We start from the raw sequence: 26,266 nt of genomic DNA on the forward strand, positions 1-26,266 counted from the left end.
TGTTAACCAATCCTCCCTATCCGTTCGGTAATGGCGTCGCGCATACGAACCGCTTCTCTGGCAGCGGCCTTTGCAAAGTCCTGCTCGGGGGCATTTTCTTTCTGCCAAGCGCACAGAATACTGCGCGATGCGTTTATAATTGCACCAAGACCCGAGGCATCGAATGCGGGGGCAACATCATCTGCACCGCCGCCCTGTGCGCCGTAGCCTGGAACAAGGAAGAAGGTGTGTGGGAACTCGATGCGCAGCTCACGTAGCTGCTCGGGGTACGTTGCCCCAACGACCGCACCCACGCCAGAATACACATATGCACCGGGCAACAGCTCGCCCCATTGCTCACACATAGCACCCATCTGGTAATAAACCGGCTTGCCATTCTTCAGCAGTTGATCCTGCAATTCCCCAGAGGAGGGATTCGAGGTTTTTACTAGAACAAATATGCCTTTATCCTCTTGCTTGCAAATACCCAGAAGGGGCTTGATTCCATCGGAGCCAAGGTAGGCGTTTACCGTAAGAGCATCTCCGCTAAAGGGAGTGAGGAGTTCGCCCTCCACCTCTGTTTTGCCAAGGTGTGCGTCTGCATAGGCCTGCATGGTGCTGCCAATGTCGTTTCGCTTTCCGTCGGTAATGACAAACAACCCGCGCTCACGAGCGTATTCCATGGTTTGTGCAAGCGCACGCATTCCCTGCCAACCAAGCGCCTCATAGTAGGCGCACTGGGGTTTAATGGCAGGTACAATTGGCGCCAGCTCATCAATAAGGGCGCAGTTAAAGCGCAGCACGGCATCGGCTGCGCCCTCCAATGTTTTGCCATATTTCGCATAGGATTCTTCCCGAAGAAAATGAGGAATATACTCCAGCTTGGGGTCTAGTCCCGCAACAGTGGGGTTCTGCTTTTCAATAATCTTTTCAATCAGCGTGTCCAGTGACATAAGGCTCCTCCTCCAATGTAATAAGCGTTTATATGGGCACGGCATTCGTTTGTTGGCCTTACGACGAATAGCCGTTTAAAACAGGAAGGCTTTCGGGTGTTTACTCTGCTTGTGCAGGGTTATGCCTCCTGATACACCACTTTGCCACGGCAGATGGTGTATTTAACTTTGCCGGAAAGCTCCATTCCTGCAAAGGGTGTGTTGCGGCTTTTCCCGTGCAGGGAGTTGGGGTCTACCGTAAAGCGATCGGTCTCGCTAAATAACACAATGTCTGCCGGTGCGCCTTGCTGTATAGTGCCGCCGGGGATTCCAAGAATCCTTGCCGGTATTACCGACATCTTTTCAATGAGCTGTGAAAGCGTGAGGCAATTGGTTTGAACAAGGTAGGTGATTCCTACGGCGAGAGAGGTCTCCATACCGATGGAGCCGTTCGGAGCAGTGAGAAAATCTGCTTTCTCCTGTGGAGTGTGCGGTGCATGGTCGGTGGCAATGGCGTCGATGGTGCCGTCGCACAGCGCGTCACGAATTGCATGCAAATCATGTTCGGTGCGCAGGGGAGGATTCATGCGGAAATCGCCATTTCGGGTGAGCAGAGCTTCTTCGGTGAGTGAGAAGTAATGCGGAGCGGTTTCTGCCGTTACCTGCACGCCGCGCCGTTTTGCGTCGCGAATCATTGCGGCGGCAATCGCGGTGCTTACATGGCAAATATGGATGGGAACGCCATAGGACTCTGCCAGAGCAATGTCGCGTGCGGTGCCGCATTCCTCTGCGGCTGCGGGAATACCCGGTACGCCGAGCTGGCAGCTGATTTTTCCCTCGTTCATGAGCCCTCCGGCAGCGAGGTATAAATCTTCACAGTGAGAAACCACTCGCATGCCAAGCTGTGCGGCCTGCTTCATTCCCTCGGCCATCAGGCGCGTGTCCGTTACCGGGCGCCCGTCGTCTGAAACAGCGGTAACCCCTGCCGCCTTGAGCGCCGGCAAATCGGTTAGAGCTTCGCTTTTCAGCCCCGTGGTAATTGCCGCGGTTACATAAACACGCGCGTCGGCATTTTCTGCACGGGCGAGTATGTCTTTGGCAACCTCGGGCGTGTCGGTCACCGGGTTGGTGTTTGGCATCGCCAAAAGGCTGGTAACACCGCCTGCGGCAGCCGCGCGGCACCCGCTGAGGATGTCCTCTTTCTGCGTAAAGCCCGGGTCACGCAGGTGAACGTGCATATCTACCAAGCCCGGTGCGGCGATTAACCCTTGTGCCTCAATAATACGGGCATTGGGTTGTGAAAGGTGCTCACCAATTTTTGCTATGACACCATCCTGCACCAGAAGGTCACCGACTTGGTCGATACCGTTTGCAGGGCTTAAAATCCGGGCACCCCGGATGAGAAGCTGTTCCGCCATACTTCGCCTCCTCGTTTTTTATTTCAGTGAAATAATTCGGTTATTTCAGTTCTTGCCCCACCAAAGGCGGGGCAAGAAGCTTGTCTCTATTCTCTTATTATACATGATTTGTGGGTACGCGTAAACCACGCAACTGTTCTGAAAAAGCGACTGGATTGCACAAACTTCTTTGCCATTGTGCCAACTATTTTTCACCTATGAACATTGTAGCGGTGAGTGCGAGAAGCTCTCTTGTGTACATGGCGGACAGAATAATGCGGGGACTATTGGCGCTCACCGCATAGGGTGTGAGGCCTTTTTGTTTCGCCAGCCAAGAGGCACGCAGTTGGTGGTATTCATCGGTTACAATCGCTACATGAGAAGAAAGGCCATGTTCTTTTAAAAGCTCTGCGGAATAGCGCAGGTTTTCTTCCGTGCTTTTGGAGCGGCTTTCCAACAAAATGCGTTCGGCTGAAATACCCCGTTCTATCAGCTTTTCCCGTATTACAACGGCTTCACTGCGGTTTTCTCCCTTACCTTGACCACCGCTGGCAATGCAAAGTGCTTTGGGGTTTTCTTTCAGGTATTTCTCTGCCGCACCAATTCTCGCCCACAAATCAAGGCTTGGCTCATCTCCGCGAACCTGGCTGCCAAGCACAATCGCTGTGGTGTTGCTTGGGGGAGTTTGTTTTGCGGCCGTATACATTTGTACGGTTAAAATGCCCGCCCATATAAAACCGGCAGTGAGAAGCCCCGCACAAAATCGTGTTCCAGTGCGGTAAGCCTTTGAGTGCCCTGTAGCTTCGGCTTTGCGCCTTAACTTCGGTGCAAGTGTACCCCACAAAAGGAGAAAGAGGCATAGCGCAGTTCCCAGCATATTCCCAATGTTCCAAATACCAACACTCACAGGCCAAAGGTACCAAAGGAGCCCAGCGGCGGGAAAGAGCAATATAAGCCTTTTCATATAAAAGCTCTCCTTTTAACGGACGATTTCACAAGGCAGCGAAATAATATGTGAAATTACGCGGTGAAATCAGTGATAAAAAATCTTGCATATTTCTCTAACGGAATAGCAAACCCCTAAATATGATTTAAAGTATACCAAACAAAGCAAAAAATGAAAAGTTTAGTGAGTGGAGAAGAAAAAACAAACGGGTACTTATGCCAGAAAAAGCCTATATTCTACTGTAAAATACGGGCAATATGGCACCTGATTTTAATTTGAAACAATTGACTTGATTTTTGGAAAGGTCTATAATAAATAAACTATTATATAAACCAATTGGAGGTTCATTTATGAAACGCGTTTATAACTTTTCTGCGGGTCCTTCCGTCCTGCCGGAAGCGGTTTTACGCCGTGCGGCAGATGAAATGTTAGATTATCAGGGCAGCGGCCAGTCTGTTATGGAGATGTCCCATCGATCTAAAATCTTTGAAGGAATCATTAAGTCCGCGGAATGTAATCTTCGCGAGCTGATGAACATTCCAGAGAACTATAAAGTATTGTTTTTGCAGGGCGGCGGCTGGTCACAATTTGCAATGGTTCCCCTTAACCTGATGGTAAACAGCGGCAAGGCAGATTTTGTGGTTACCGGCCAATGGGCTGCAAAAGCACAGGAAGAAGCCTCCCGCTATGGCGAGGCACGCATTGTGGCCTCTTCCAAAGATAAAACTTTCAGCTATATTCCAAAGCTTGACCCCAAAACCTTTACGCCGGATGCAGACTATTTTTACATTTGCATGAACAACACCATTTATGGTACTCGTTATACCGAACTGCCGGATACCGGCAACGTGCCGCTGGTAGCAGATATTTCTTCCTGCATTCTCAGTGAGCCGATCGATGTTTCAAAATTTGGCCTGCTGTTAGCCGGTGCACAAAAGAACGTTGCTCCTGCCGGCCTTACGATGGTAATTGTTCGTGAAGATTTGATTGGCCATGCCAAGGAGTTTACTCCTACCATGTTCAATTATAAGATTCATGCGGATAATGACTCTTTGTTCAACACACCGCCTTGCTACGCGATTTATATTTGCGGCTTGGTGCTGGAGTGGATTAAGAGTGAGTTCGGTTCTTTGGAGGGCATGAAGGCTCATAATGAGAAGAAAGCCGGTATTTTGTATGGTTTCCTGGACCAATCCAAAATGTTCCGCGGCACAGTAGTGAAAGAGGACCGCTCATTGATGAATGTTCCGTTTGTAACCGGAAGCGACGAGTTGGATAAGAAATTTGTAAAGGAAGCGGAAGCAGCAGGCTTTGTAAACCTGAAAGGTCACCGTTCCGTAGGTGGCATGCGTGCTTCCATTTACAATGCAATGCCCATTGAGGGTGTAGAAAAGCTTGTGGAGTTCATGGCGGAATTTGAAAAGAACAATGCCTGAATCCTTTCTCGTTCCTGAAAAACGGTCATTGTAACAATAATGCCTCCTCTTCCTTTGGGAGGGGAGGCTATTAATACCAGTAAACAGGGATGAAACCAATATGAAGAAAGAACAGAGGGTTTATTAAAATGTATCGTGTAAAAACTTTAAATAATATCGCAGAAGAGGGTCTTTCCCGCCTTGGGCAGAACTATGAGTGCGGAAGTAACGTAGAAAACCCGCAGGGCATTCTTGTTCGCTCCGCCGCTATGCACGACATGGAGCTGCCCCAAGAACTGTTGGCTGTTGCCAGAGCGGGCGCAGGCGTGAACAATATTCCGGTAGACAAGTGCAGTGAAAAAGGAATTGTGGTGTTTAACACCCCCGGTGCGAACGCCAATGCCGTAAAAGAGATGGCAATTGCGGCACTGTTCCTTACATCCCGTAAAATAGCCCCTGCATTGGAATGGACAAAAACCCTCAAGGGCAAAGGCAGTGAAGTGAGCAAGCTGGTGGAAAAGGGCAAGAGCCAGTTTGCCGGCCCCGAAATTAAGGGCAAGAGCCTTGGCGTAATCGGCCTTGGCGCAATCGGCATATTGGTGGCTAACGCCGCAAGAAGTCTCGGAATGGAAGTATACGGCTACGACCCCTACCTTTCTGTTGATGCAGCTTGGGGGCTTTCCCGTTGGGTTCACCACGCCAGAACTCTCGATGAGATTTTTGCGAATTGCGATTATCTCACCGTTCACGTTCCCCTTACACCGGATACCAAAGGTTTGGTCAATGCGGAATCCATTGCCAAGATGAAGGACGACGTTCGCATTTTAAACTTTGCGCGCGGTGAGCTGGTGGATACTGCTTCTGTTTTGGATGGTCTGAAGTCCGGCAAAGTTGCCGCTTATGCGACCGATTTTCCGTCCGATGAGTTGATTGGTGTGGAAAATGTGCTGGCTATCCCCCACTTGGGTGCTTCTACTCCGGAATCGGAAGACAATTGCGCTCGTATGGCAGTTGATGAACTCAAGGATTTCCTCGAGAACGGCAATATCCGCAACTCGGTAAATATGCCCTCCATTTCAATGCCCCGTGCCCATGCAGTTCGCATTTGCGTGTTCCACCGCAATGTGCGTAACACCATCAGCCGTTTCTCCGGCGTGATGGCAAACGCAGGCATCAACATTGAAGATATGCAGAGCAAATCGAGAGGCGATTTTGCTTATACGATTTTGGATGTAACCGGCGATGTTGACGATGCTGCACTGGAGCCGATGAGACAAATGGAAGAAATCATCCGCCTGCGTGTGATTCGCTGAATACATTCGCTGTAAGGCACATACCGCTAGCAAGCGTGTAAGGTGCTGCGTTTTATAGAAATGATGGAACTGCTTTTTTGGTGGCCGCTGGAACCCAGTGACAAGATAAAACCGAAAAAGCAGTTCTTTTTTTAAAAATGATGGGGATGCTCCATCATTGTATAAAATGGAGGGGAAAATATGAGAATAGGTTTAATTGGATACGGCGGAGTTGGCAAAGCCTTTATTCGGCTAATCGTAGAGAAAGAGGCTGCGCTAAGGGCACAGGGACTTTCGTTTGATGTGATATACATCATAGGCTCAAAACGGGGGCTTTATCATCCTGAGGGTATTGATTGTGCTCGCTTGCTGGCGGCCTCAAAAGATGGAACTAGCATAGAAATGGAAGATACGGAAGAGAACCGTAGTGTTACGCCGGAGCTTCTGCTGAAAAATAAGGACATCGATTTGCTGGTGGAGCTGACTAGCACAAATAAAGAAACCGGTGAGCCTGCAAAAAGCTATATTTTAAAAGCACTGCAAAATAATATCCATGTGGTGACGGGGAATAAAGGCCCCATTGTACATAGTTACCGGGAACTGAGTCGGGCAGCAAAAGAGAATGGCGTAAAGCTCGGCATTGGCTGCACCTGCGGTGGAGCACTGCCCTCCGTGAATGGAGGAACCATCGATATGGCGGGGTCAGAGGTTTACTCCATTGAGGGCGTGCTAAACGGCACCACAAACTACATTTTAAATGAGATGGAAGAAACCGGCTGCACCTATGAAACTGCCTTGGAAAAGGCAAAGGCATCCGGAATTGCAGAGGCAAACCCAAGCTTTGATGTAGACGGCTGGGACACCGCCTTTAAGCTGCTGATTTTGACCAATGTGGTGATGAACGAGAATAAAGCCCTTGCCGATATTAAAATACAAGGGATTGCCAGCCTCACCCCGCAAGACATTCAAGCAGCAAAAGCAGAGGGAAAGCGGTACAAGCTGATTGGCCGGGCAAAGCGAGAGGGGGAGACGATCCAATTGGTGGTCACACCCGAAAAGCTGAGCGAAGAGCACCCCTTTTACCGAGTAGACGGTAAAAATAAGGCGGTCAAATATGAGTCCGATACGCTGGGGGATCTTACGCTGATTGGCGGGGCATCTGGCACTACGGCTGCCGCTGCTTCTATTCTGAGGGACATTGTATCGATTTACAGCTGTTAGCCGATAGACTTTTCGTGCGAATTGCAAGCTACCATAAAAAGTCTGGAGTATTCGCACACAAAATTCTAGGGTATAGACCAAGTTCTAGTTTGCAAATCGAATTACTTTGCGATATTATTATTTAGAAGAGCAAAACAAACTGCCAAAAAAGAATATGGATTTGTTTGTTTTGCAGTCGCCCCTCGCGAGAGGGGCGTGGATTGAAATATCCAACAGCGACCGTTCCACGGCTGTTTTAGGCGTCGCCCCTCGCGAGAGGGGCGTGGATTGAAATAGTCCTTTCAATTTTTAATGGTGGATGGTAAAAGTCGCCCCTCGCGAGAGGGGCGTGGATTGAAATTGCATCGGAAACGATTGAAAACAAATTTTACGATGTCGCCCCTCGCGAGAGGGGCGTGGATTGAAATTTTATGCCTAGTTCTTTTTGCATTCGTTTAACGTCGCCCCTCGCGAGAGGGGCGTGGATTGAAATAATTTGAAGTGTTGACTTTTAATTTAAAATGAATGTCGCCCCTCGCGAGAGGGGCGTGGATTCCAATCAAGAAAGGCTGCCGCAGTTTGCGGCAGCCTTTCTTTCTATCAAAAACTTAATTGTAAGAACTTTAGTAAGGATGTTGCTGCTAGAATAAAAGAAAAAACTGCGGAGAATGCAGTTCCTGCAATGTCCCAATCGAACTTTGGCAACGGTTCTTGCCGGATTTCCCGCATAGGCTCAACTTCTTTTTCTCGGTGCCGGTGCAGCTTTTGTGCGATGCTATACACAAGGCCGCACATGGTTAAGAAAAAAGCGATAGCAAATAGCAGGTGAAACCAATGCGCAGCAAGCTCTTGTGGAAAAACATATTCTTTTAAAACGCCAAGGAGAACAACGGAATACCCAAGTGCTTTAAGAAAAAGATTGGAGTCCTCTTGTTTTTCCGGTGTTCGCAGTTGTTTTTCATTCAAAGTGACAGCCCCTTTACGGTAGAAATAAAACTATGTAAAAGCAAAAAGAATCTAGTACTTTAGAAAAGAAATCAGATTTATTATCACGGCAATTGCCCCTAAAACAAAAGCAAAGAAATAGGTTATCATTTGCTTACGGCGTACGCTTGGCTCAGCAGAGCTGCCCTTGTTTTTATGAAAGCGGCGCATTTCATTCCAATCGTAAGTTAAGAAAAGAAGGAGCACAGCAAATAAAACGAGGTACGCTAGAGAGAACCAACGCTGTGCAGGGTCATCTGCTGCAACCTGTTTTTGAACCATGTTAATGGAGATAAACGTAATCAAATAGATGAGCGGTGCAAACCGCATAAATGAACTATGTTTTCCAACGTATTTCAAAGCACACCTCCATGCTGATTATTCCTGATTTTTAATATCGTTATTGCAGAAAATCCTATTAAAAAGATAATACTCGTATCAGCTTACCGATTATATAAATGACAAAAAGAACGAGCGCAATCCAATTGATAATCGTTTGTTTGCGGTAGTCTTTTTTTGCCTCCTCATCCTTTGGATTGTGGTGAAAAAGCCGCATTCTGTTCCAGTCAATAAATAAAATAATCATTAAAGTGAAAAAAATAGCAACGTCAGAGTATTCAAGCCAGGCGGGAAGAACCTCTCCGCTTGCATAAGTTATTTCAATTCGGTTTCGAATTATTATCAGAATGAATAGAATTGCACAAGTGATACGAGTATATAAAGAAGACCGATATTTCATGGTAAATACGCTTTCATTTCAGAATATTGTTAATAATAACATACCATTGCATATATAAATTGTCAATGAATGGTAATGTAACGTGTTGCCTAAGAATAGTAAAAGACTGACATATATCAGCCTTTTACTATGAGAATAAATTTAGGGAGAATCTGTTTTCTCGTTAGACGAATAATTTGTATGCAGTAATTTTAGGTGGTTTTCTGAACTTGTAAGATAGAGTTGTTCCGTCTCTAATTGCACATATTTTAGTTGCTCCATAATATCCGTTATTGTATGGAAAAGTGTAAAATACATTTTTTTATAATCTGCCAATACAATCACCTCAAGTATATTTTAGGACAATTAGTCCATTATGTCAATAGGACGATTTGTCCTTTTGTATACTAAGCTTGGTGATGAAAATGAAAAGTAAAATTCGTGATTTACGGGAAGACAACGACCTTACTCAAAAACAAGTAGCCGAATACTTATTATGTGACCAATCGCTGTATTCCAAATATGAACGTGGTGAAAGAGAGATTCCCTTATCCATCCTCATAAAGCTTGCGCAGTATTATCACACCAGCATAGATTACTTGGTTGGGAGAACGGATGAAAGAAAGCCCTATCCATAAAAATAAGCATCGTAGAATTTCTCAATTGTTAAGAGATGTTCCACGGTGCTTATTTTTAAATAAGACTAACGTATCAGGTTGTTTAAAAGTTTGACTTTGCGAGAAAGTCTGAAAACCGAACAATGCTTGCACACAAAGGTAGTATGGCATAAACCATTTCAAAAATAGCGTCTCTCTTTTTTGTTTTGGCGGGTACATCAATTCCATCGGTTTTATAAAATTTGCGCAGCTGTACCCAGTTGTATAAAAAATATAAGAAACAGCTAAGGAACAAAACAGTAAAAGCCAAATCAAACCAACGAGGTAAATTGGGTGGGAAGTAAGACCGGCTCCAATAATCTAATATTGCTACAATCATTAAGAAAACTACTAAAAACAAAGGATGTTTTCTTTCGTATTTCATTTGTAACTCCTTTCTACTTAGCAAAGGAAAGAAATTTATATTGGTTATAGAGACTTTTAATTTGATATAAGCTCTTTATAATTTATGCTTAACAATTCATTTTCCCTGTGTTTAAAGATTAAGGTTAAACCCACCGGATTCAAAAGCTCATCATTCGGTTTACAATACCAAAAGCTTACAAAAGAACAAGAAGAATGTAGCAGATTGGTTTCTTCACAAAAAACGGAAAATTTTTCTTTGTGCCTTCCGCTTCTGAATTGGGCTTTTTTTGATTGAGTCGCACTAGCCAAATAAAAATAAGAATAAAATAGATTACAAAAAAGAGAGCCATACCAAAATCCAGCCACCTGCGAGCGGGGTTCCAAGGAAGGTACGCCTTCCACATTATAAAATCAAAAATCTACTAAAGAAAAAGGGTAAATAAAAACAAAGACTCTATTTTATACCTTCTCATCGAGGAGACACCTCCATTCTTATGTCAAAAAATATAGAGTAAGCCGTAACCGCAGCTGCCATCTGGCTAAATATACTAAGTTAATAGTTCAGGCCGATGATAGCTTCATCGGCCTGAATGTTGTTTTAATGTAAAGTGGACTTCAATTATTCCGGAACGACAAGCTTTTGGCCAATGTAAATACGGTTAGGGTCTTTTATCGTACCCTTATTCAAATCGTAAATTTTCTTCCACTGTGTGGGGTCATTGAGCAAATTCTTTGCAATTTTGCTTAGGGTATCGCCATCTTTTACGGTGTAGGTTCCGTTTTCTGTGGAAGCGGGAAGAGTCGAAATATCTGGCAGTTTATCGCCCTTTTGTGCCATGATTTTCTGAACCTGTGCCTTTGTAACAGGAACTTTAAAATCAGTTACAATGTCACCGCTATTGATGTACTCAATTGCTTTTGCACGGAGTGCTTTATCCCAGTTCAAATTCACAAACTTCCAGTTGTCGTCGCAGGTATTTGAAATAGTTTTGTTCGGCTGTTTGCCAATGTAATCAATGATTAAATCCATCATACTGGTTGAGCCGTTCGGCGCCTGAATGTCGGAAGCAATCAGCCTTGCTGTTTTTTGACCCGGCTTAAATACTCCGGTAGACGAGGTGGCAAGAAGCTGTGTGGTAGAGCGGTAATTGTTTGCAGCAACCACATATTCTTTTTTCGGGTCGAAGGCAGCACCGTTGGCCATCGAAAGAATGCGAATTCGTTGGCCAACTGGCTTCGTGAGGTCTACTTCGTACTTAATTCCGGAGAATTGGTCTTGGTTGTAGCCCTGCATGGTGCCGGTAGGAATGGTAAGATCCGTTTTCAGGTTAACAGCAGGCTGATTGTTGTTGAACACACCGTTTACCGTAGAGCCAAAATAGCTGTAGCTCCATTCCATCCACTGCTTTACCTGTTCGCCGGTCATTCCTAGCTTGTATAGGGTGTTATTATCGTATTTGTAAATCTGTACGACACCGCCAACGGTGATGTTACCAGGGTTGTGGTTCGAATTTGCATCCAAAGGAGCTGTTCCGGCAATGTCTGCCTTGGTGTAATAGAACATTACGTTATTGATAAGGTCAATGAGAGCGGTATCACCCAAATAGCCCTCATAAGTACCCTTAATTTTCGGCTCGGGAACGAGGGGGCCGCCAACCAGCTTACCAATTACCGTTTGTGTAATATAATTCCTGGCTGCTTGGTCTGCCGCTTTAATGGAGTTTTCTACCGTTGCGTTGAGAGGAACATCCTTTGTAACAGCGATGACATCTGTTTTCACGCCTGCTTTTGCATCGGTAGCAGTCTTGTTTTTCACAACCCACTGTCCCTTTTCATAGGTAGCAGTAATTTGTACTTTACCCAAGGAACCGCCGGCATTCTTATTCTCAATGAATTTTACATTGTTTGAGAGCACGACCTGCTTATCGGCAGTGCCTACAATGGTGTGGTAATGCGCACCCAAAATAACGGCAAGCTCGGGGTTCTTTTTCGCCACATCCACTGCGCCGGAGCCCTCTCTGCCGTATTCGCCTGTATCGCCCATATGGGTAACGGCAACGAATATATCGGCTAGGTTATTCTGTTTCAGCTCATCAATTGATTTGCGAATGGAGTCAGAAGCGCTGATGGTATGTAAGCCCGCTTTTTTTAAATTAGAAGTATCCCAAAGGTCAATATTGGGAGTAACCGCGCCAATAAAGGCGACCCGCAAGCCGTTGTCTAATGTTTTAATGCTGTATGCGGAATAGCCATCCATAAGGGAGCCGTCTTGCTTTAATACATTTCCGCAGATTTTGGTTCCCGTAAAGCCTTGGTATGCTTTATTCAGAGCATCCTGACCAAAGTTGAATTCATGGTTGCCCATGCCCATAATTTCGTACCCTACATCCTGCATCGCCTTTACAAGAGGAAACGGCTTGTAATTGTCGTTATTGATAAAGAATCCAGTACCATTCCCTTGAATGGTATCTCCGTTGTCTACTAAAAAGGTTCTTCCGTTAAAAGCGGCTTTTTCTTTTTGAATTAAGGTAGCCACCTGCGAAAAGCTGCCAACTGTGGATTTACCAGTAGCGTAGTTGTAGTTCGTTAAAGAACCATGAGTGTCGCTTGTGAATAAAATCTGAAAAGTCGCTTGATCTCCCTCTTTTGGGGTTTCGGCCGCAAACGCTGTGCCGCCAAAGGATGAGAAAAGCATTGTGAGCGCAAGTGCGAGAGCCATGCGCTTTTTGGGAAAGAACTTTTTCATATAGAACCTCCTTTTATTTTTCGCCGTTAATCGGCATTACATCTAAATGAGTTCCTTATGTTAATCCTGCAATTTTAATAAATAAATGGGATTCTTTAACAGTTGTATATTACCATATTTTACATTGATAAGCAATCAAATTATGTTGAAATATAATAAATTGTTTTTGATTCTATTGTTAAATAAAACAAAAGCCACAGTTCTTCTATAAAAAGAAGCTTCTGTGGCTTTTTAATCTGGTTTTTATTTACGTAGAGGTTAAGTGAACCAAATGCGCAACACCGGGAACACTTTCACCCTGCTGCTGTGAGGTAGTGGAAGTTAAAGCACCTGTGGCAACAAAGAGCACGTTATTTAGCTCACGGCTTTGCAGGCGCTTTAAAATAACGGAACAAAGTACCGAAGCGGAACAACCGCAACCTGAGCCGCCCGCGTGAACGTCCTGCTTTTCACGGTCATATAGCATTAAACCGCAGTCGTTGTGTACATCAGTGATATCTAGATTATTATCTGCCATAATATCTCGCAGGAGCTTTGTGCCAATTGCTGCGAGGTCACCCGTTAAAATTAGATCGTAATCTTTTGGTAAAGTGCCGGTATCCTGCAAGAAGTCTGATATCGTTTGAGCCGCGGCCGGTGCCATGGCGGCACCCATGTTGGCAGCGTCTTTAATACCAAGGTCTACAATGCGTCCGATGGTCACATGAGAAACAAAGGGACCATTTCCACTAGTTCCAACGATTACAGAGCCGGAGGCCGTTGCCGTCCATTGTGCGGTAGGGGTTCGCTGACCGCCGTATTCGAGTGGCAAGCGGAATTGCCGCTCTGCAGTGCAGAAATGAGAGGAGGTAACTGCTGCTGCTTTGCGAGCCGCGCCTGTCTCAACAAAAATAGATGCCATCGCCAGTGTTTGAGCCATTGTGGAACATGCGCCAAATTGCGCTAAAAAAGGAATATCCAAACTGCGAAGTCCAAAGGTGGATGACGTACACTGGTTTATTAAATCGCCAGCAAAAATGTAATCCATGTCTTTTGCAGTTACTCCAGCTTTTCTCAGTGCTAGATTTACCGCTTCTGTTTGAAGGCGGCTTTCGGCCTTCTCCCAACTGCTTTCACCCAAGGTGGTATCTTCAAATGATAAGTCAAAAAAACTGCTTAACGGCCCTTGCATTTCTTTTTTACCCACTACGGAGGCGTACCCTTCAATGGTGGGGCGTTGAATCATCTGCAAGGTGTAGCGTCCGATTCGTTCTGCCATGTGTGAAATCCTCCCTCAGTACCAACCAAATAGGTAAATGATAACGCCATATATTACCGAGGCCGTGATTCCATATACCAATACCGGCCCCGCAATTACAAACATCTTTGCTCCAATACCCAAAACGTAGCCTTCTGGTTTAAATTCCATTGCAGGTGAAACCATGGAGTTTGCAAAACCGGTAATCGGTACAAGAGTACCTGCCCCCGCGTGTTTTGCCAGATTGTCATACACTTTTAAAGCGGTAAACAGTGCGGTCAGAAAAATTAATGTAATGGATTCCGCCGCACGTGCATCCTTTAAATCAAGGCCAGAATTTTGGAACCAGTTTACGAGGAACTGGCCAAACGTGCAAATGGCACCGCCAACTAAAAAAGCCATCAGGCAGTTTCTAAATATAGGACTAGGGGGCGATGCTTTTTCCGCCATTTTTGCATATTCTTCTTTTGTTATTTTTTTCAACAAAGTTCATCCCCTTTTGTTTAACTTTATCGCATCTATCTTTTCCTTTGCGGGGCAGAATATGCAAATTAGCAGTGTGACAAATGTAAGAGTAAGAAAGCGTGTCCTATCTCCCAATATGGAATGTTTATTATTTCTAATTAATAAAAGAATTGAAATAAGATTTTATTGAAAGGTCAATTTTTATCTATCCTTTCATTTTCAATAAAAAACATTGAATTTCATAAAAGAAGATGCAAAAAAATCCCGCGCTCGGGCATGCTAACCAAGCGCGGGATTTTATATTTTTATTATCGTTTAGAAATCATTTTGCAAGCAGTGCCGAAAGATTCAAACCCTTGCAAGTGGTAAGAAATTTTACAAGCTTTTGGTGGATGATTTCCACACCACCTTCGGCATCACTTTCAATGTTTAAAGGCATGATGGGGTCGTGTACGCTCAGGCGCAGTAAAAACCAACCTTCGCCTTCGTTTTTACCGAAGGAGACTCGCAGACCCTCGTGGTTGTCCGGTGCAATTTGCCAGCCTTGTTCGGTTGCATATTGCTCTAAGTCTGCCAGAATCTTTTCGCCGCACTCACGAAATGCTTCTTCGGTGATTGGGAGGCGAATCTCCGTTGCTTCTTTCGGCTCAGCTAAAGATTCCAATAGGCTTTCAAGCGTTTTGCCCTCTTTACGAAGGACAGCAAGCTTAATGATAATCTTTGTTACCAGATAAGCGCCGTCATCAAGAAAGTAGTTTTCGCGCATAGCTGCATGGCCGGAGGTTTCAATTGCCAGAGGACAATTAACACCTTCGTTGTTCAGGCGTATGGCTTCATTGATTACGTTTTTATATCCGCGTTTGAAACGGTGGTGGGTGCCACCCAAAGTGGTTTCTATATAATGCTTGAGACCGTCAGAAGTAATGGAGTCGGTAACAACGGTACCACCTTCATTGCCCTTGAGAGCGATTGCAGAAGCCAGAGCCACCAAACGGTTGCGGTTAATTTCCATGCCTTGGCTGTCCACTGCGCCGCCACGATCCACATCCGTATCAAATATAACGCCTAAATCGGCACCCGAAAGCACGGTTGCACTACAAACTGAATCCATGGCCTGCTGGTTTTCCGGGTTCGGCACATGGTTCGGGAACATGCCGTCCGGCTCTAAGAATTGGCTGCCGTTAATGTCGGCTCCAAGCGGCTCAAGAACATCGTAAGCGTAAAAGCCACCTGCGCCGTTGCCTGCGTCCACAACTATGTGGAAGCCTTCCAGCGGGCGTTCGTAGTTCTCTGCTTGTACACCCTTCTTAATGATGCTGCGTAGGTGAGCACTGTAAATCTTCATATGGTCGCTCGGCTCCACGCTGCCGGGCTTGTCTGCTGCGGGGGCTTTGTTTTCCTGTGCATAGAGCAGCAGGGCTTCAATATCGGGAGCGTCAAGACCTCCTGTTTTTACAAAGAACTTTAATCCATTTCGGTTGTATGGATGGTGGCTGGCTGTCATTTGAATTGCACCGTCGCAGGGGATGTCTAACGTAGCCATGAACATGGAGGGGGTTGAAGCGAGGCCGCAGTCAAACACACGAATTCCGCAGCTGGTAAGAGCGCGGGTTACCGCCGCACGAATGCGGGGTGCAGAGATGCGCGAATCGTGGCCAATTGCCACAGAAAGCTCCCCTGCAGCTTTATTGGTTTTCTCCGTAAGCCACAAGGCAAAGCCGCAAGAAATGCGTTCAATCACTTCGTCGGTCAGGTTTACCTGCTCTGGGCCTTCACTGGCAACTCCGCGTATGTCGGTGCCGCTTTTGAATTGCTTCCATTCTTTTGTCAGCATAAAATCCTGCTCCTTTTATCGTGGGCGCCGTTGCGCCGTAATGAATGGGTAAAATGTAACTCTATTATAGAGGAAAGAAGCGGGAAAGTAAATCTTGTTTTGGGGAGATAATTTCACTCGTAGAATTATAAAGGAGGAATGACAATGGAACTCATTCGTATTGAAGGGATTGAAAAACGCTATTGGAACGGGGAGGAAGAGATTCGTGCCCTTGACGATTTAAACCTGAAAATAGAGCAGGGGGAGTTTGTTGCAATTGTTGGGCCATCCGGCAGTGGAAAATCAACTCTTATGAATGTGCTCGGGTGCCTGGATTTACCTACGTGTGGGAAGTATTACTTAAATGGGGAGAATGTAGCGAAAATTTCAGAAGACCGATTGTCTCGTATTCGCAATACCGAAATAGGTTTTGTATTCCAGGGCTTCAATCTCATCCCTACACTTGATGCGCTTGAGAATGTGGAGCTTCCCCTTGTTTACCGCGGCCTGCGCAAAACGGAGCGCCGTAGCCTAAGTCGAGAAGCATTGGTACGTGTAGGGTTAGAAAAGCGGCTTTACCACCGGCCGGGGCAGATGAGCGGTGGGCAGCAGCAGCGTGTAGCCATTGCAAGAGCGATTGCAGCACGTCCACCGGTTATTTTGGCGGATGAGCCCACCGGTAATTTAGACTCACAATCGGGTCAAGAGGTGATGGAGATATTAAAAAGCCTGAACCGTGAGGGGAGAACGGTGATATTAATCACACATGATGATAAAATTGCGGCGCAAGCAAAGCGGAAAATACAAATACAGGATGGTAAATTAGTAGAAATGTGTTCCTGAAGTTTGGTTGACAAATAAGGGGAAACTGTTATAATATGAGTGATATTTTAGTGATAACCCTTATTTGAAACGGGGGATTTTCTATGGGAAAATCAATTTTAGAATTGCATGATTTAGATGTGCCTGGCTTTATTCGTGTTTTAGAGCAATGCAAGGGTAATGTATTTTTGGTGACACGAGAAGGTGACCGCCTGAATTTACGCAGTAAGCTTTCCCAATTGATGGGTCTTACCCATTTGATTGAAGGCGGCAAGATTGCGGAAGCGTTTTTGGAATGCGAAAACGCAGAGGATGAGAGCATGCTATTTCGTTACAATCTATTCCAAAAACCGTAAGTCAGTATCGGCCCTTAAAATGGAAAGGGCTTTTGTATGCTGTATTGGCTCTCCTAAATTTGGAGCCACCTAAAAAAGCAAGAGCCGCTCGATATGGGCGGCTTTTTTATTGAAAGGATTGTTTCCTATCACACGGCGAAAAAAGATATCGACCCCGGCGCTTTTTGCGTCAGTTATATTAATAATAGCAACGTGGATTTTTTCATCTGACCCAGACCGTTATGCCGTTGGGTTTGATGTTCCGTCTGGCGACTTTGTAAAAGAAACGAGCAATGTGTCTATTTACTATTTGGATGTAGGCCAAGGGGATAGCGAACTTATTCGCTTGCCAGGCGGTGAAAACATATTGATTGATGCCGGGCTGGCGGAAGGCTCAAATAAGCTTGTTGATTATTTAGAGCAGCTCGGGGTACACAAAATTGATTATTTAATTGCCACTCACCCGCACGCTGACCATATTGGCGGGATGGCTCAGGTGATTAAAAAAATGGACATAGGAAAAATTTATTTGCCAAAGGTAGCAGACAGCCAGGTTCCCACCACCCGAGTTTATGAAAATATGCTCGATTCCGTAGAAAAAAAGGGTTTGCGTTTAACGCAGAGCAAAGCGGGGATGACGGTGTTGAACCAAGGTGATACTCGACTGGAGTTTTTGGCTCCTCTTGGTGAGAATTACAAAGACCTTAACAATTACTCCATTGTTGCGAAGCTAACCTTTGGGAAGAAAACGTTCTTATTTACCGGTGATGCGGAAAATGAAAGTGAAAAAGAGATGCTGCAAGAGTTCGGCAGCAAATTGAGCAGTGATGTGTTAAAGGTAGGCCACCACGGTAGCAACAGCTCCACCTCTGTTAACTTTTTAAAAGCGGTGGCGCCAAAGTACGCGATTATCTCTTGTGGAAAGAACAATGATTATGGCCACCCTCATAAAGAGGTAATGAAACGTCTAAATGCAGCAAAGGTAAATGTTTATCGAACCGATGAGCAGGGCACGATTTTAATTACCAGTAACGGTACGGATATAAACGTAAAGACTGGTCTTCCCCTGCTAGCAGCCTCCTAACAAGCTTGTATATATCTAGCCAGTGCCCATTATCGGCACTGGCTTTTTTTATTTTATCGTCTAGCCTAAGATGTTAGTTGTGATGATTTGATATGAGGGCTTGAATTATAAGAGAAAAATTCAATAAATAAAATGCCCCCTTGTGCAAAGCACAAGGGGGCGAATCATTTTTAAGTTATCTAGTAAAGAGTAAAGCTTGTCCCAATTATAGAGTAGAAGAAGCGGCAGATAAATCAGTTCCAAACCATTTTTTCGAAAGCTTTGAAATGGTTCCGTTTTCAGAAAGCTCATTGAGTGCTTCTTGTACCTTTATGGTCAGGCTTTCGTCATTTTTGCGGAATGCAACGGAATAATTTCCGGTTTCAAGCGATTCGGCGGGCTCTGAATCATTTTGCCCTAAAATACGATATTGTTTCGGATCTTGCTTGAGGAAATACTCAGCGGACACCTCGTCCATAATTACGGCACTAATCTTTTTACTGTCCAGTGAGCTTTTTGCCTGTGCGTAATCCGGATACGTTCCAAGCTGTGCAAGGCAGCCTTTAAAGGCTGTGGAGGCTTCTACCGCCTGCTGACCGCCGGAGCCATCCTTAACGCCAACCCGCTGGCCTTTCAGGTCTGCTAGGTTATTTAGCGGGCCATCGGCCAAGGCGAACACGACTTGGTTACTCTTCATGTAACCAAACGTTAGGTTAGAAACGTCACTTTGCTGTGTAGGCTTGCTGTAACTGCTCCAGAAGCAGTCAATCTCGCCATTGTTGAGCGATTGCTGAGCGCTGGAGGGAGCAAGCGTTTTAAACTCAACCGCAACACCCAGCTCTTTTGCAACTTCACGGGCACTGTCTACGGAGAAACCCGTTAGATTTCCATCATTATCAGTATAGGACAGAGGCTGGAAGTTTTCTTCCACACCTACCACCAATGTGTCTTTTGAACGTATTGCATTCCATGAAGGGTCTGTGGGGGAAGAGGAACTCGAACTGACTCCGGAACAGCCACCCATGGTAAATCCTATGGCACACACCAGCAGTAGGGCTGAAAGTGTTTTTTTCATATTCAGGTACTCCTCTTTGGTTTGTCTTTTTTAGAAAAAGTTAAAACTTCTTCATTAGTGTAACATATTTGTAATTATTTTACCCAAAAAAGACCCAAAGGTAAAGCGTATCTGAAAACTATTTACATATTGTTCATGAATTAGAAACAATTTCACTCGTCAACTGGAAGTATTTTCTACTATTTTGTCGAATCATCCGGAGGGTTGTTGCGGAAGAACTGATCCCAGTCGAAGCCGTCGGAATCAGGTCCACTGGTTCGGCCGGAGCTAATGTCGGTATATTGGCCGTGAGAAGTATCTTCCGGAGTGCCTTGTGACTGCTGCTCCAAAGTGCCAGAAGGAGTCGGCTTAGGAGTAGGCTTCTTAGGTAAGGGCTTTGTTGCGGGGATTGCAGGAATCGGCCCAGTTGTACTCATTTGAGTCGGACGTCTTTTGCCAATAAAAAATTGGCGGTAAACAAAATAAACCACACCCGCTACACCGACAAGAATCAAAGCAATGCCGCCAAGCAGCAGGTTTGAAGTGCCGCCGGTGGAGGTAGTTGCATTGGTGGGGGTATCTTCTCTTAAAAATCCGTCTGTGCTGGCAAGGCTGTTTTCACCACCAGAAAGAAGACCCTTTAAATCATCGCTCGTAAAGTCGGTAGGGGCGCGGCTGTCTTGTCTGGCAGAGGCTACACCAGCCGGGGGCTTTACGGGAACGGAAGGTTTCGAGGAAACGCGTCCTTGGCTGGAGTGCCTGGAAGAGCTTTGGTTATCTTCCGGCTCTTCGGGAATCTGGCTCTCTTGTGTTTCGCTGGAAGCAGTATGGCTGCTTTCGGAAGATATTTCAGAATTTCCGTTCGTATGGCTACTGTTTTGTCCCTCTGGAGCAGAAGAGGGATGGGAGTTTCCATCACTGCTTGGAGTACCCGGGTCAACTTGTCCGCTGTTGCTGGGTGTGGTGGCACTGCTGGGAACGTCCGGCGGGTGCGGCGCATCATCAATTGTTTGGTGCTGTGCTGAGGTGGTTCCGTTGGTGATTGGCTGCCCCTGTGAGGGAATCTCGTTGGTGGCAAACGCAGTTAATGAAAAAACTGACATACTGAATAAAACGGCTGTGGCTGCACAGAAAAGCCGACTCCGTTTGTGCTTTATGATATCCATGGTACAGTAGCCTCCGGTCATTATCATTCTAAAAAGGGAATTGGGTTTATCATAGCACAAAATCAGAAAAAAATACAAGCGCCATTTCATGAACACAAAGAGAAATAGCCCTTAATTTTTGATAAGTGTGAGCTTATCGATAGTAAGAAAAGATTTAAACAGCTTCGGGTGAAAAACGCAGGCAAAAGCCCCACGCACAAGGAGCGTTGTGCGTGGGGGCTTTGCTGAGACCCTTGGTTCTTAAAGGGTCCCTATATAGAATGAAGATTAGGAGAGCAAATGAAAGCGGGACTCACGCTATAATAGCCGTCCGTTGGATTGTGCAATTCTGGCATACCACTCCGCGGAGTCTTTTCGAATTCGCCGTTGGGTAGGGTAATGGAGAAAGATAAGGCCCATCCGTTCATCGTAGCCGTTATTCCATTCAAAGTTATCAGTTAGGCTCCAATGAAAGTACCCTTTAATGGGTACACCCTCGGCACAGCAATCCCGTAGTTCCAGCAGGTAGCGGTGTAGAAAATCGATTCGGTCTAAATCGTGAACTTTACCGTCGAGGTAAATACGGTCGTTACATGCCTGCCCGTTTTCCGTAATATACATTGGTAGGTGGTAGCGTTGGTACAGCCATCGAAGACCATAGCGCATTACCTGTGGAGTAACAGGCCATTTGAGCGAGGTGCGCGGGTACCCCGTGATACGCTCAACATATTCTCCGTTTTCATCTACCTGTATGCCGTTATATACATTGATTCCCAGAAAATCAAGTGGCTGGCAAATGGTCCCCCAATCATCCTTGGGGATGCAGTCCGTTAAGACCTTCAGCTCAGGTGGAAGAGAGCCAAGTAAAATAGCATCCAAAAACCAAGTGTGCGAGAACCACCACTCTTTTTCATCTACCTGAAAAGAGGCGGCTTCGGCAGCTGCCTGGTTTTCAGCCGTATTGTGCATGGGATAGCATAGCTTGCCGGTGGAGGCAGCGCCAACTTGAACCGTGTGTGGGCTCGCTTTTCGTATGGCTTGAACGGCCAAACCGTGCGCCAAAAGGGCGTTGGCCGCGCAGGTAAAAAGTCCACTGCCTTTTAGAGTTGCCCCCGGTGCGTGCTCTCCTGTGCCGTACCCAAGCCCAATAAAGCATTGTGGCTCGTTTAAGGTGCAATAATGCAGCACCCTGCCGGAGAAATGCCGTGCCATAAAGCCTGCATACTCAGCGAACGCCAGTGCGGTATCTCGGCTACGCCAACCACCTTCTCGTTCCAATGCAAGAGGGAGATCCCAATGGTAGAGTGTTACGTGGGGAACGATTCCCTCTTTGAGCAGAAGGTCAATTAGGCGGTCATAATACGCGAGTCCCTCTTGGTTTGGCGCTCCGCGCCCTTCGGGGAAAATACGCGGCCAAGAGATGGAGAAGCGGTACGCAGTAAGGCCAAGCTGTTTTAAATGGTGTACATCCTCACGATAGTGCCGCAGACCGTCACACGCTGTTTCTCCCGTTTCACCGTTGCGAATCGCACCGGGGCGTTCGCAGAATTCATCCCAAATGCTGTCGCCGCGACCCTCTCGATTCCCTTCTGTTTGGTAAGAGGAGCTGGCGGCTCCCCAAACAAAGTCATTTGAAAATTCCATAGGCACCTCACTGATTCAAAAGCTGGACTTGCTATAATAAAGCAAGATATCGGTTATTTTACAATGGCTTCAATGGAGCAGTTCGTAAGACCCTCCCGGTGAGGAATTAAGCCGCTCTTCATGGGCTGGCCGTCCATGGTTACTCCGGGGAACTCGCCTTCTTCTGCCTGCCGTACCAAAATGTGATACACAGTACCGCGATAACGCCGGGTTACCCGGTAATTGGTGATTTCTTTGGGGAGGCAGGGGTGAATCCGCAAGCCGTCAAAATCAGGGTGAATTCCCAAAATCGCCTGACTGATGTTCACAAATGCCCATGCTGCCGTACCAGTTAGCCAACTGTTTTTGGCCTCACCATAACGCTTGGCGCTTCGCCCGGCAATCATCTGGCTGTAAACGTAGGGTTCTGTGCGGTGTATTTCACTAAATTCTTCTATCCAGGCGGGGGCTGTTTTACGGTACAATTCAAACGCATTTTCGCCGTCTTCCAGTACAGTGTGGGCGATGCTCAGCCAAGGGTTGTTGTGGCAGAAGATTGCACCATTCTCTTTGTAACCGGGTGGGTAGCTGGTAATCTCACCGAGCTCTTTGTGGTAGCTTGTATAACAAGGGGTGAGAAGCTCCACACCGTAGCGGTTGCCCAGCAGCTCACGGGCGCTTTTGAGTGCCTGCGGTGCAAGGCCCTGCCGGGCACCGATTCCTGCCATCACGCAGAAGCCCTGTGGCTCAATGTATATTTTGCCCTCGCTGCATTCGTGACTGCCTACTTTTTGCCCAGCGGCGTCGTAAGCGCGCAGGAACCATTCACCGTCCCAGCCAGACTCCAACACGGCAGCTTCCATTTGGCGAACGCGCTGTTCTATTGATTTGTGTTCTTTCGGGTCACCGAAACGGCGGCAGATTTCTGCATACTCGCGCCCGTATTTTACAAACATGGCGGCAATCAGCACGCTTTCTGCTGTTTTGCTGTCAAAGTTCTGGGTGGTCTGAAAGCTTTCGCCCGGCTCTTCGGAAAAGCAGTTGAGGTTCAGGCAGTCGTTCCAGTCCGCGCGCCCAATCAGCGGCAGGCCGTGAGGGCCAAGGTTGTTGCACGTGTAGGCTATGCTCTTCCTTAAGTGCTCAAACAATGGTTGCTCAGAGCCCTCTTTGTTATTGAATGGAACTGGTTCATTTAATATGCTCGAGTCTCCGGTTTCTTTTAAGTAGGCGGTAACACATGCAATCAGCCATAGCGGGTCGTCGTTAAATCCGGTTCCTGCGTCGGCGTTGCCTCGCTTTGTAAGTGGCTGGTATTGGTGGTAGGTACTTCCGTCCTCAAATTGGATGGCGGCAATATCCAGTATGCGCTGGCGTGCCCGATCGGGAATCAGGTGCACAAAACCGAGCAAATCCTGGCAGCTGTCGCGAAAGCCCATGCCGCGGCCGGTACCACTCTCAAAATAGCTGGCACTGCGGCTCATATTAAAGGTAACCATGCACTGGTATTGGTTCCACACGTTTACCATACGGTTCAGTTTATCGTTGTCACTTTCCAGCTGGAAGCGGCTTAACAGAGACTCCCAGTATTCAGCGAGTTCATTTAAAGCGTTCTGTACCTGATCAGGGCGTGCGAATTCTTCCATCAAACGTTTTGCAGGTGCTTTTTGAATCATGCCGGGTGCTTCCCACTTCTCGTCGGCCGGTAGTTCCACGTAGCCCAAAACGAAAACAAGCTCACGAGATTCTCCAGGCTGCAAAACAAGGTCTATGCGGTGGGAGGCCATGGGGTACCAGCCGCTGGCCACGCTGTTAAAGCTGGTTCCGTTTTTTACTGCGGCGGGAGATTCCCAAGTGCCAAAGCAGCCAAGGAAGGAGTCGCGATCCGTATCGAATCCACTGATAGGAGTATTTACGCCATAAAAAGCATAGTGGTTTCTGCGCTCACGGTATTCGGTTTTGTGGTACAGCACGCTGCCGTCAATCTCAACCTCACCAATGCTCAAATTGCGCTGAAAATTCTGCGCGTCATCCACTGCGTTCCACAAGCACCATTCCATAGCGCTGTAAAGCTGAATGGATTTTTCGGCGTTAGACTTATTTTCTATTGTAAGAAGATTCACTTCGCAGGGTTTCCCCAGCGGTACAAAACAGGTAAGCTCGGCGCGTAAGCCATGCCTGCGCCCTTCCAGCTTGGTGTAACCGAGGCCATGGCGGCATTTGTAATCATCCAAATCGGTTTTGCACGGTAGAAAAGCAGGGCTCCATACATCGCCGCCGTCCCTTATGTAGTACCGCCGCCCGCCCATGTCTGCGGGTACTTCGTTGTAGCGGTAACGGGTGATGCGGCGCAGCTTGGCATCCTGAAAAAAGCTGTATCCCCCGCCGGTGTTCGAGATTAGGCTGAAAAAGCCATCGTTCCCCAAATAATTAATCCACGGTAGGGGAGTAGCCGGAGTCTGTATTACATATTCTCTGGCGCGGTCGTCAAAGTATCCGTATTTCATGGCGCTCCATCCTCGTATCATCATTTTCAAACTGCTCTTTATTGCTGCAAAAAACTCTAATCTGGCTGTGTGTTTTTACCGCAGCAATATTATTTCTGTACGTAACAGGAGGTAAGAGAGTAGGATTTACGAAATCGTTTAAGTATATTGTTATTATAGGGCGACAAGATTAAAAAAGCAATACTAAAATAAAAAAGCGCTGATTATCTCCATTTTACAACAATTTTTGACGTACTTCTATTTTATAATAACGAAACCGATTCGAAACCGTATTCGTGTTTTTCCATTCATTTCATCTGTTTTGTTAGATTTAAAGGGGTTTTTAATAGATACAACCCATTATTGTTTACATTATATCACAAAAATAATAAAATAAATTTTAAAATTCTATTGAAAAAATGTTAAATGGGTGGTAATATGAATTCAGAAATCGATTAAGTTGCCATTTGCCCTGGTTCTGAAAATCCTTTATAATGAATCCAGAATCTGAGGCGGAGGGATCCATTTATGATCACAATCAAGGATATTTCTGAAAAATGTGGTGTTTCCCGCGCGACAGTCAGCAAAGCGCTGAATGGGCACAAAGACATTAGCGAGAGCACCGGAAGACACATTCGTAGCGTAGCCCGTGAGATGGGTTACTTACCCAATGCTGCGGCACGCTCCCTGAAAACAAAAAGAACCAATAATTTGGGAGTTTTATTTGTAGATAAAACGTGCAGTGGTTTAACCCATGAGTACTTTTCATCCGTGCTAGAAAGCTTTAAGGTAGAAGCGGAGCGTCTGGGGTACGACATCACCTTTATTAGCCGCAACATTGGCTCGGCCTCCATGAGTTATTATGAACACTGTAAGTACCGCGGGTGCGATGGTGTAGTAATTGCCAGTGTGGACTTTGCTGATGAAATGGTGGTTGAGCTGGTAAACAGTGAAATTCCCATTGTGACCATTGACCATGTGTTTAATGGCCGCACCGCAATTTTGTCAGACAATGTGCAGGGAATTCACGACTTAGTGGAATATGTATACCAATGCGGCCACCGTAAAATTGCCTATATACACGGTGAAGATACCTCAGTAACCAGAAAACGACTCGCAAGCTTTTACCGCACCTGTGCAGAGCATTCCATTGATGTGCCAGAGGAATATGTAAAAGATGCGTTGTACCATGACCCAAAATCGAGCGGGATTGCCACGCGTGAGCTGCTTGATTTGCCCAATAGACCAACCTGCATTCTCTACCCCGATGATTTTTCCTTTATCGGCGGAATGAACGAGATTGAAAAGCATGGGTTACATATTCCAGAAGACATTAGCATTGCCGGTTACGACGGCATTTATCTTTCTCAGGTACTTCGCCCTAGGCTTACTACCCTTCGGCAAGATACCGGCGTGCTCGGCCGTGAAGCTGCAGCACGCCTTGTTGAGGCAATCGAGCGCCCAAAGCTTGCCATACCGCAGCAGATAATGGTGGCAGGGCAGCTTATTCCCGGCAGTTCCGTTCGAAAAATAGAAGAGTAATATTCGGGCGGTTGCAGGGAAGGCGATACCCTCTTTTCATTGTGTCAGTTTCC

Annotated in this window: 22 protein-coding genes and 1 CRISPR repeat array; of the genes, 8 read left to right on the top strand and 14 right to left on the bottom strand. The window is 46.3% G+C overall.

What is annotated here, in order from left to right; all coding sequences use genetic code 11:
* Positions 1–2: 2 nt before the first annotated feature.
* The 3 genes from pyrF to E7L17_RS10130 all read right to left on the bottom strand — a co-directional run bounded on the left by pyrF (position 3) and on the right by E7L17_RS10130 (position 3,272).
* Positions 3–932: an orotidine-5'-phosphate decarboxylase gene (gene pyrF, locus E7L17_RS10120; protein ID WP_316323121.1), complete on the bottom strand. Its 930-nt coding sequence runs from the start codon at positions 930–932 to the stop codon at positions 3–5.
* A 119-nt stretch (positions 933–1,051) separates the two neighbouring features.
* Positions 1,052–2,329: a dihydroorotase gene (locus tag E7L17_RS10125; RefSeq protein ID WP_316323122.1), complete on the bottom strand. Its 1,278-nt coding sequence runs from the start codon at positions 2,327–2,329 to the stop codon at positions 1,052–1,054.
* 184 nt (positions 2,330–2,513) lie between these two features.
* Entirely contained in the window at positions 2,514–3,272 is a 759-nt protein-coding gene (locus E7L17_RS10130; protein ID WP_316323123.1) for a YdcF family protein, read from the bottom strand.
* Positions 3,273–3,604: 332 nt separating this feature from the next.
* On the opposite strand from E7L17_RS10130, the gene serC reads away from it, so the two are divergent.
* The 3 genes from serC (at position 3,605) to E7L17_RS10145 (ending at position 7,182) form a co-directional block, all read left to right on the top strand.
* On the top strand, positions 3,605–4,690 hold the full coding sequence (gene serC / locus E7L17_RS10135; RefSeq protein ID WP_316323124.1) for a 3-phosphoserine/phosphohydroxythreonine transaminase: 1,086 nt from the start codon (positions 3,605–3,607) through the stop codon (positions 4,688–4,690).
* A 128-nt stretch (positions 4,691–4,818) separates the two neighbouring features.
* The gene (locus E7L17_RS10140) at positions 4,819–5,982 is read left to right on the top strand and encodes a 3-phosphoglycerate dehydrogenase family protein (RefSeq protein WP_316323125.1); all 1,164 of its coding nucleotides are present in this window, start codon (positions 4,819–4,821) and stop codon (positions 5,980–5,982) included.
* Between the two features lie 180 nt (positions 5,983–6,162).
* Positions 6,163–7,182, top strand: a complete 1,020-nt coding sequence (locus E7L17_RS10145) for a homoserine dehydrogenase (RefSeq protein ID WP_316323126.1) — start codon at positions 6,163–6,165, stop codon at positions 7,180–7,182.
* A 174-nt stretch (positions 7,183–7,356) separates the two neighbouring features.
* Positions 7,357–7,721: a CRISPR direct-repeat array (repeat unit 33 nt; unit sequence GTCGCCCCTCGCGAGAGGGGCGTGGATTGAAAT).
* A 40-nt stretch (positions 7,722–7,761) separates the two neighbouring features.
* Here E7L17_RS10145 and E7L17_RS10150 read toward each other — a convergent pair.
* Positions 7,762–8,127, bottom strand: a complete 366-nt coding sequence (locus E7L17_RS10150; protein ID WP_316323127.1) for a hypothetical protein — start codon at positions 8,125–8,127, stop codon at positions 7,762–7,764.
* Positions 8,128–8,178: 51 nt separating this feature from the next.
* Complete coding sequence (locus tag E7L17_RS10155) at positions 8,179–8,505, bottom strand: hypothetical protein (protein ID WP_316323128.1); 327 nt, start codon at positions 8,503–8,505, stop codon at positions 8,179–8,181.
* A 783-nt stretch (positions 8,506–9,288) separates the two neighbouring features.
* On the opposite strand from E7L17_RS10155, the gene E7L17_RS10160 reads away from it, so the two are divergent.
* Positions 9,289–9,501 (top strand): helix-turn-helix transcriptional regulator, encoded by a 213-nt coding sequence (locus tag E7L17_RS10160; protein ID WP_316323129.1) that lies wholly within the window; start codon positions 9,289–9,291, stop codon positions 9,499–9,501.
* 82 nt (positions 9,502–9,583) lie between these two features.
* On the opposite strand, the gene E7L17_RS10165 is transcribed toward E7L17_RS10160, so the two are convergent.
* The 5 genes from E7L17_RS10165 to E7L17_RS10185 all read right to left on the bottom strand — a co-directional run bounded on the left by E7L17_RS10165 (position 9,584) and on the right by E7L17_RS10185 (position 16,167).
* On the bottom strand, positions 9,584–9,904 hold the full coding sequence (locus tag E7L17_RS10165; RefSeq protein ID WP_316323130.1) for a hypothetical protein: 321 nt from the start codon (positions 9,902–9,904) through the stop codon (positions 9,584–9,586).
* A 600-nt stretch (positions 9,905–10,504) separates the two neighbouring features.
* Positions 10,505–12,631 (bottom strand): 5'-nucleotidase C-terminal domain-containing protein, encoded by a 2,127-nt coding sequence (locus E7L17_RS10170; protein WP_316323131.1) that lies wholly within the window; start codon positions 12,629–12,631, stop codon positions 10,505–10,507.
* 247 nt (positions 12,632–12,878) lie between these two features.
* Positions 12,879–13,889, bottom strand: coding sequence for a stage V sporulation protein AD (gene spoVAD / locus E7L17_RS10175; protein ID WP_316323132.1), 1,011 nt, complete (start codon positions 13,887–13,889; stop codon positions 12,879–12,881).
* 15 nt (positions 13,890–13,904) lie between these two features.
* Positions 13,905–14,354 (bottom strand): stage V sporulation protein AC, encoded by a 450-nt coding sequence (gene spoVAC / locus E7L17_RS10180; RefSeq protein ID WP_316323133.1) that lies wholly within the window; start codon positions 14,352–14,354, stop codon positions 13,905–13,907.
* Between the two features lie 301 nt (positions 14,355–14,655).
* Positions 14,656–16,167, bottom strand: coding sequence for a phosphomannomutase/phosphoglucomutase (locus tag E7L17_RS10185; protein WP_316323134.1), 1,512 nt, complete (start codon positions 16,165–16,167; stop codon positions 14,656–14,658).
* A 144-nt stretch (positions 16,168–16,311) separates the two neighbouring features.
* Between E7L17_RS10185 and E7L17_RS10190 the strand changes: the two genes are divergently transcribed.
* From E7L17_RS10190 to E7L17_RS10200, 3 genes are all read left to right on the top strand, one after another.
* The gene (locus tag E7L17_RS10190) at positions 16,312–16,989 is read left to right on the top strand and encodes an ABC transporter ATP-binding protein (RefSeq protein ID WP_316323135.1); all 678 of its coding nucleotides are present in this window, start codon (positions 16,312–16,314) and stop codon (positions 16,987–16,989) included.
* 83 nt (positions 16,990–17,072) lie between these two features.
* Positions 17,073–17,324: a hypothetical protein gene (locus E7L17_RS10195; protein ID WP_316323136.1), complete on the top strand. Its 252-nt coding sequence runs from the start codon at positions 17,073–17,075 to the stop codon at positions 17,322–17,324.
* A 109-nt stretch (positions 17,325–17,433) separates the two neighbouring features.
* Positions 17,434–18,387: a ComEC/Rec2 family competence protein gene (locus E7L17_RS10200; protein WP_316323137.1), complete on the top strand. Its 954-nt coding sequence runs from the start codon at positions 17,434–17,436 to the stop codon at positions 18,385–18,387.
* A gap of 205 nt (positions 18,388–18,592) precedes the next feature.
* Here the strand turns inward: E7L17_RS10200 and E7L17_RS10205 are convergent, their stop codons facing one another.
* From E7L17_RS10205 to E7L17_RS10220, 4 genes are all read right to left on the bottom strand, one after another.
* The gene (locus E7L17_RS10205) at positions 18,593–19,441 is read right to left on the bottom strand and encodes a transporter substrate-binding domain-containing protein (protein WP_316323138.1); all 849 of its coding nucleotides are present in this window, start codon (positions 19,439–19,441) and stop codon (positions 18,593–18,595) included.
* A gap of 179 nt (positions 19,442–19,620) precedes the next feature.
* Entirely contained in the window at positions 19,621–20,586 is a 966-nt protein-coding gene (locus tag E7L17_RS10210) for a hypothetical protein (RefSeq protein WP_316323139.1), read from the bottom strand.
* Between the two features lie 297 nt (positions 20,587–20,883).
* Positions 20,884–22,209, bottom strand: coding sequence for a glycoside hydrolase family 1 protein (locus E7L17_RS10215; protein ID WP_316323140.1), 1,326 nt, complete (start codon positions 22,207–22,209; stop codon positions 20,884–20,886).
* Between the two features lie 53 nt (positions 22,210–22,262).
* Positions 22,263–24,692, bottom strand: coding sequence for a GH36-type glycosyl hydrolase domain-containing protein (locus tag E7L17_RS10220; RefSeq protein WP_316323141.1), 2,430 nt, complete (start codon positions 24,690–24,692; stop codon positions 22,263–22,265).
* A gap of 486 nt (positions 24,693–25,178) precedes the next feature.
* On the opposite strand from E7L17_RS10220, the gene E7L17_RS10225 reads away from it, so the two are divergent.
* Entirely contained in the window at positions 25,179–26,213 is a 1,035-nt protein-coding gene (locus E7L17_RS10225) for a LacI family DNA-binding transcriptional regulator (RefSeq protein ID WP_316323190.1), read from the top strand.
* The last annotated feature ends 53 nt before the right edge of the window (positions 26,214–26,266 follow it).

It is taken from the genome of Clostridium sp., assembly GCF_032576335.1.
Classification (GTDB): Bacteria; Bacillota; Clostridia; order Oscillospirales; family Acutalibacteraceae; genus Faecalispora.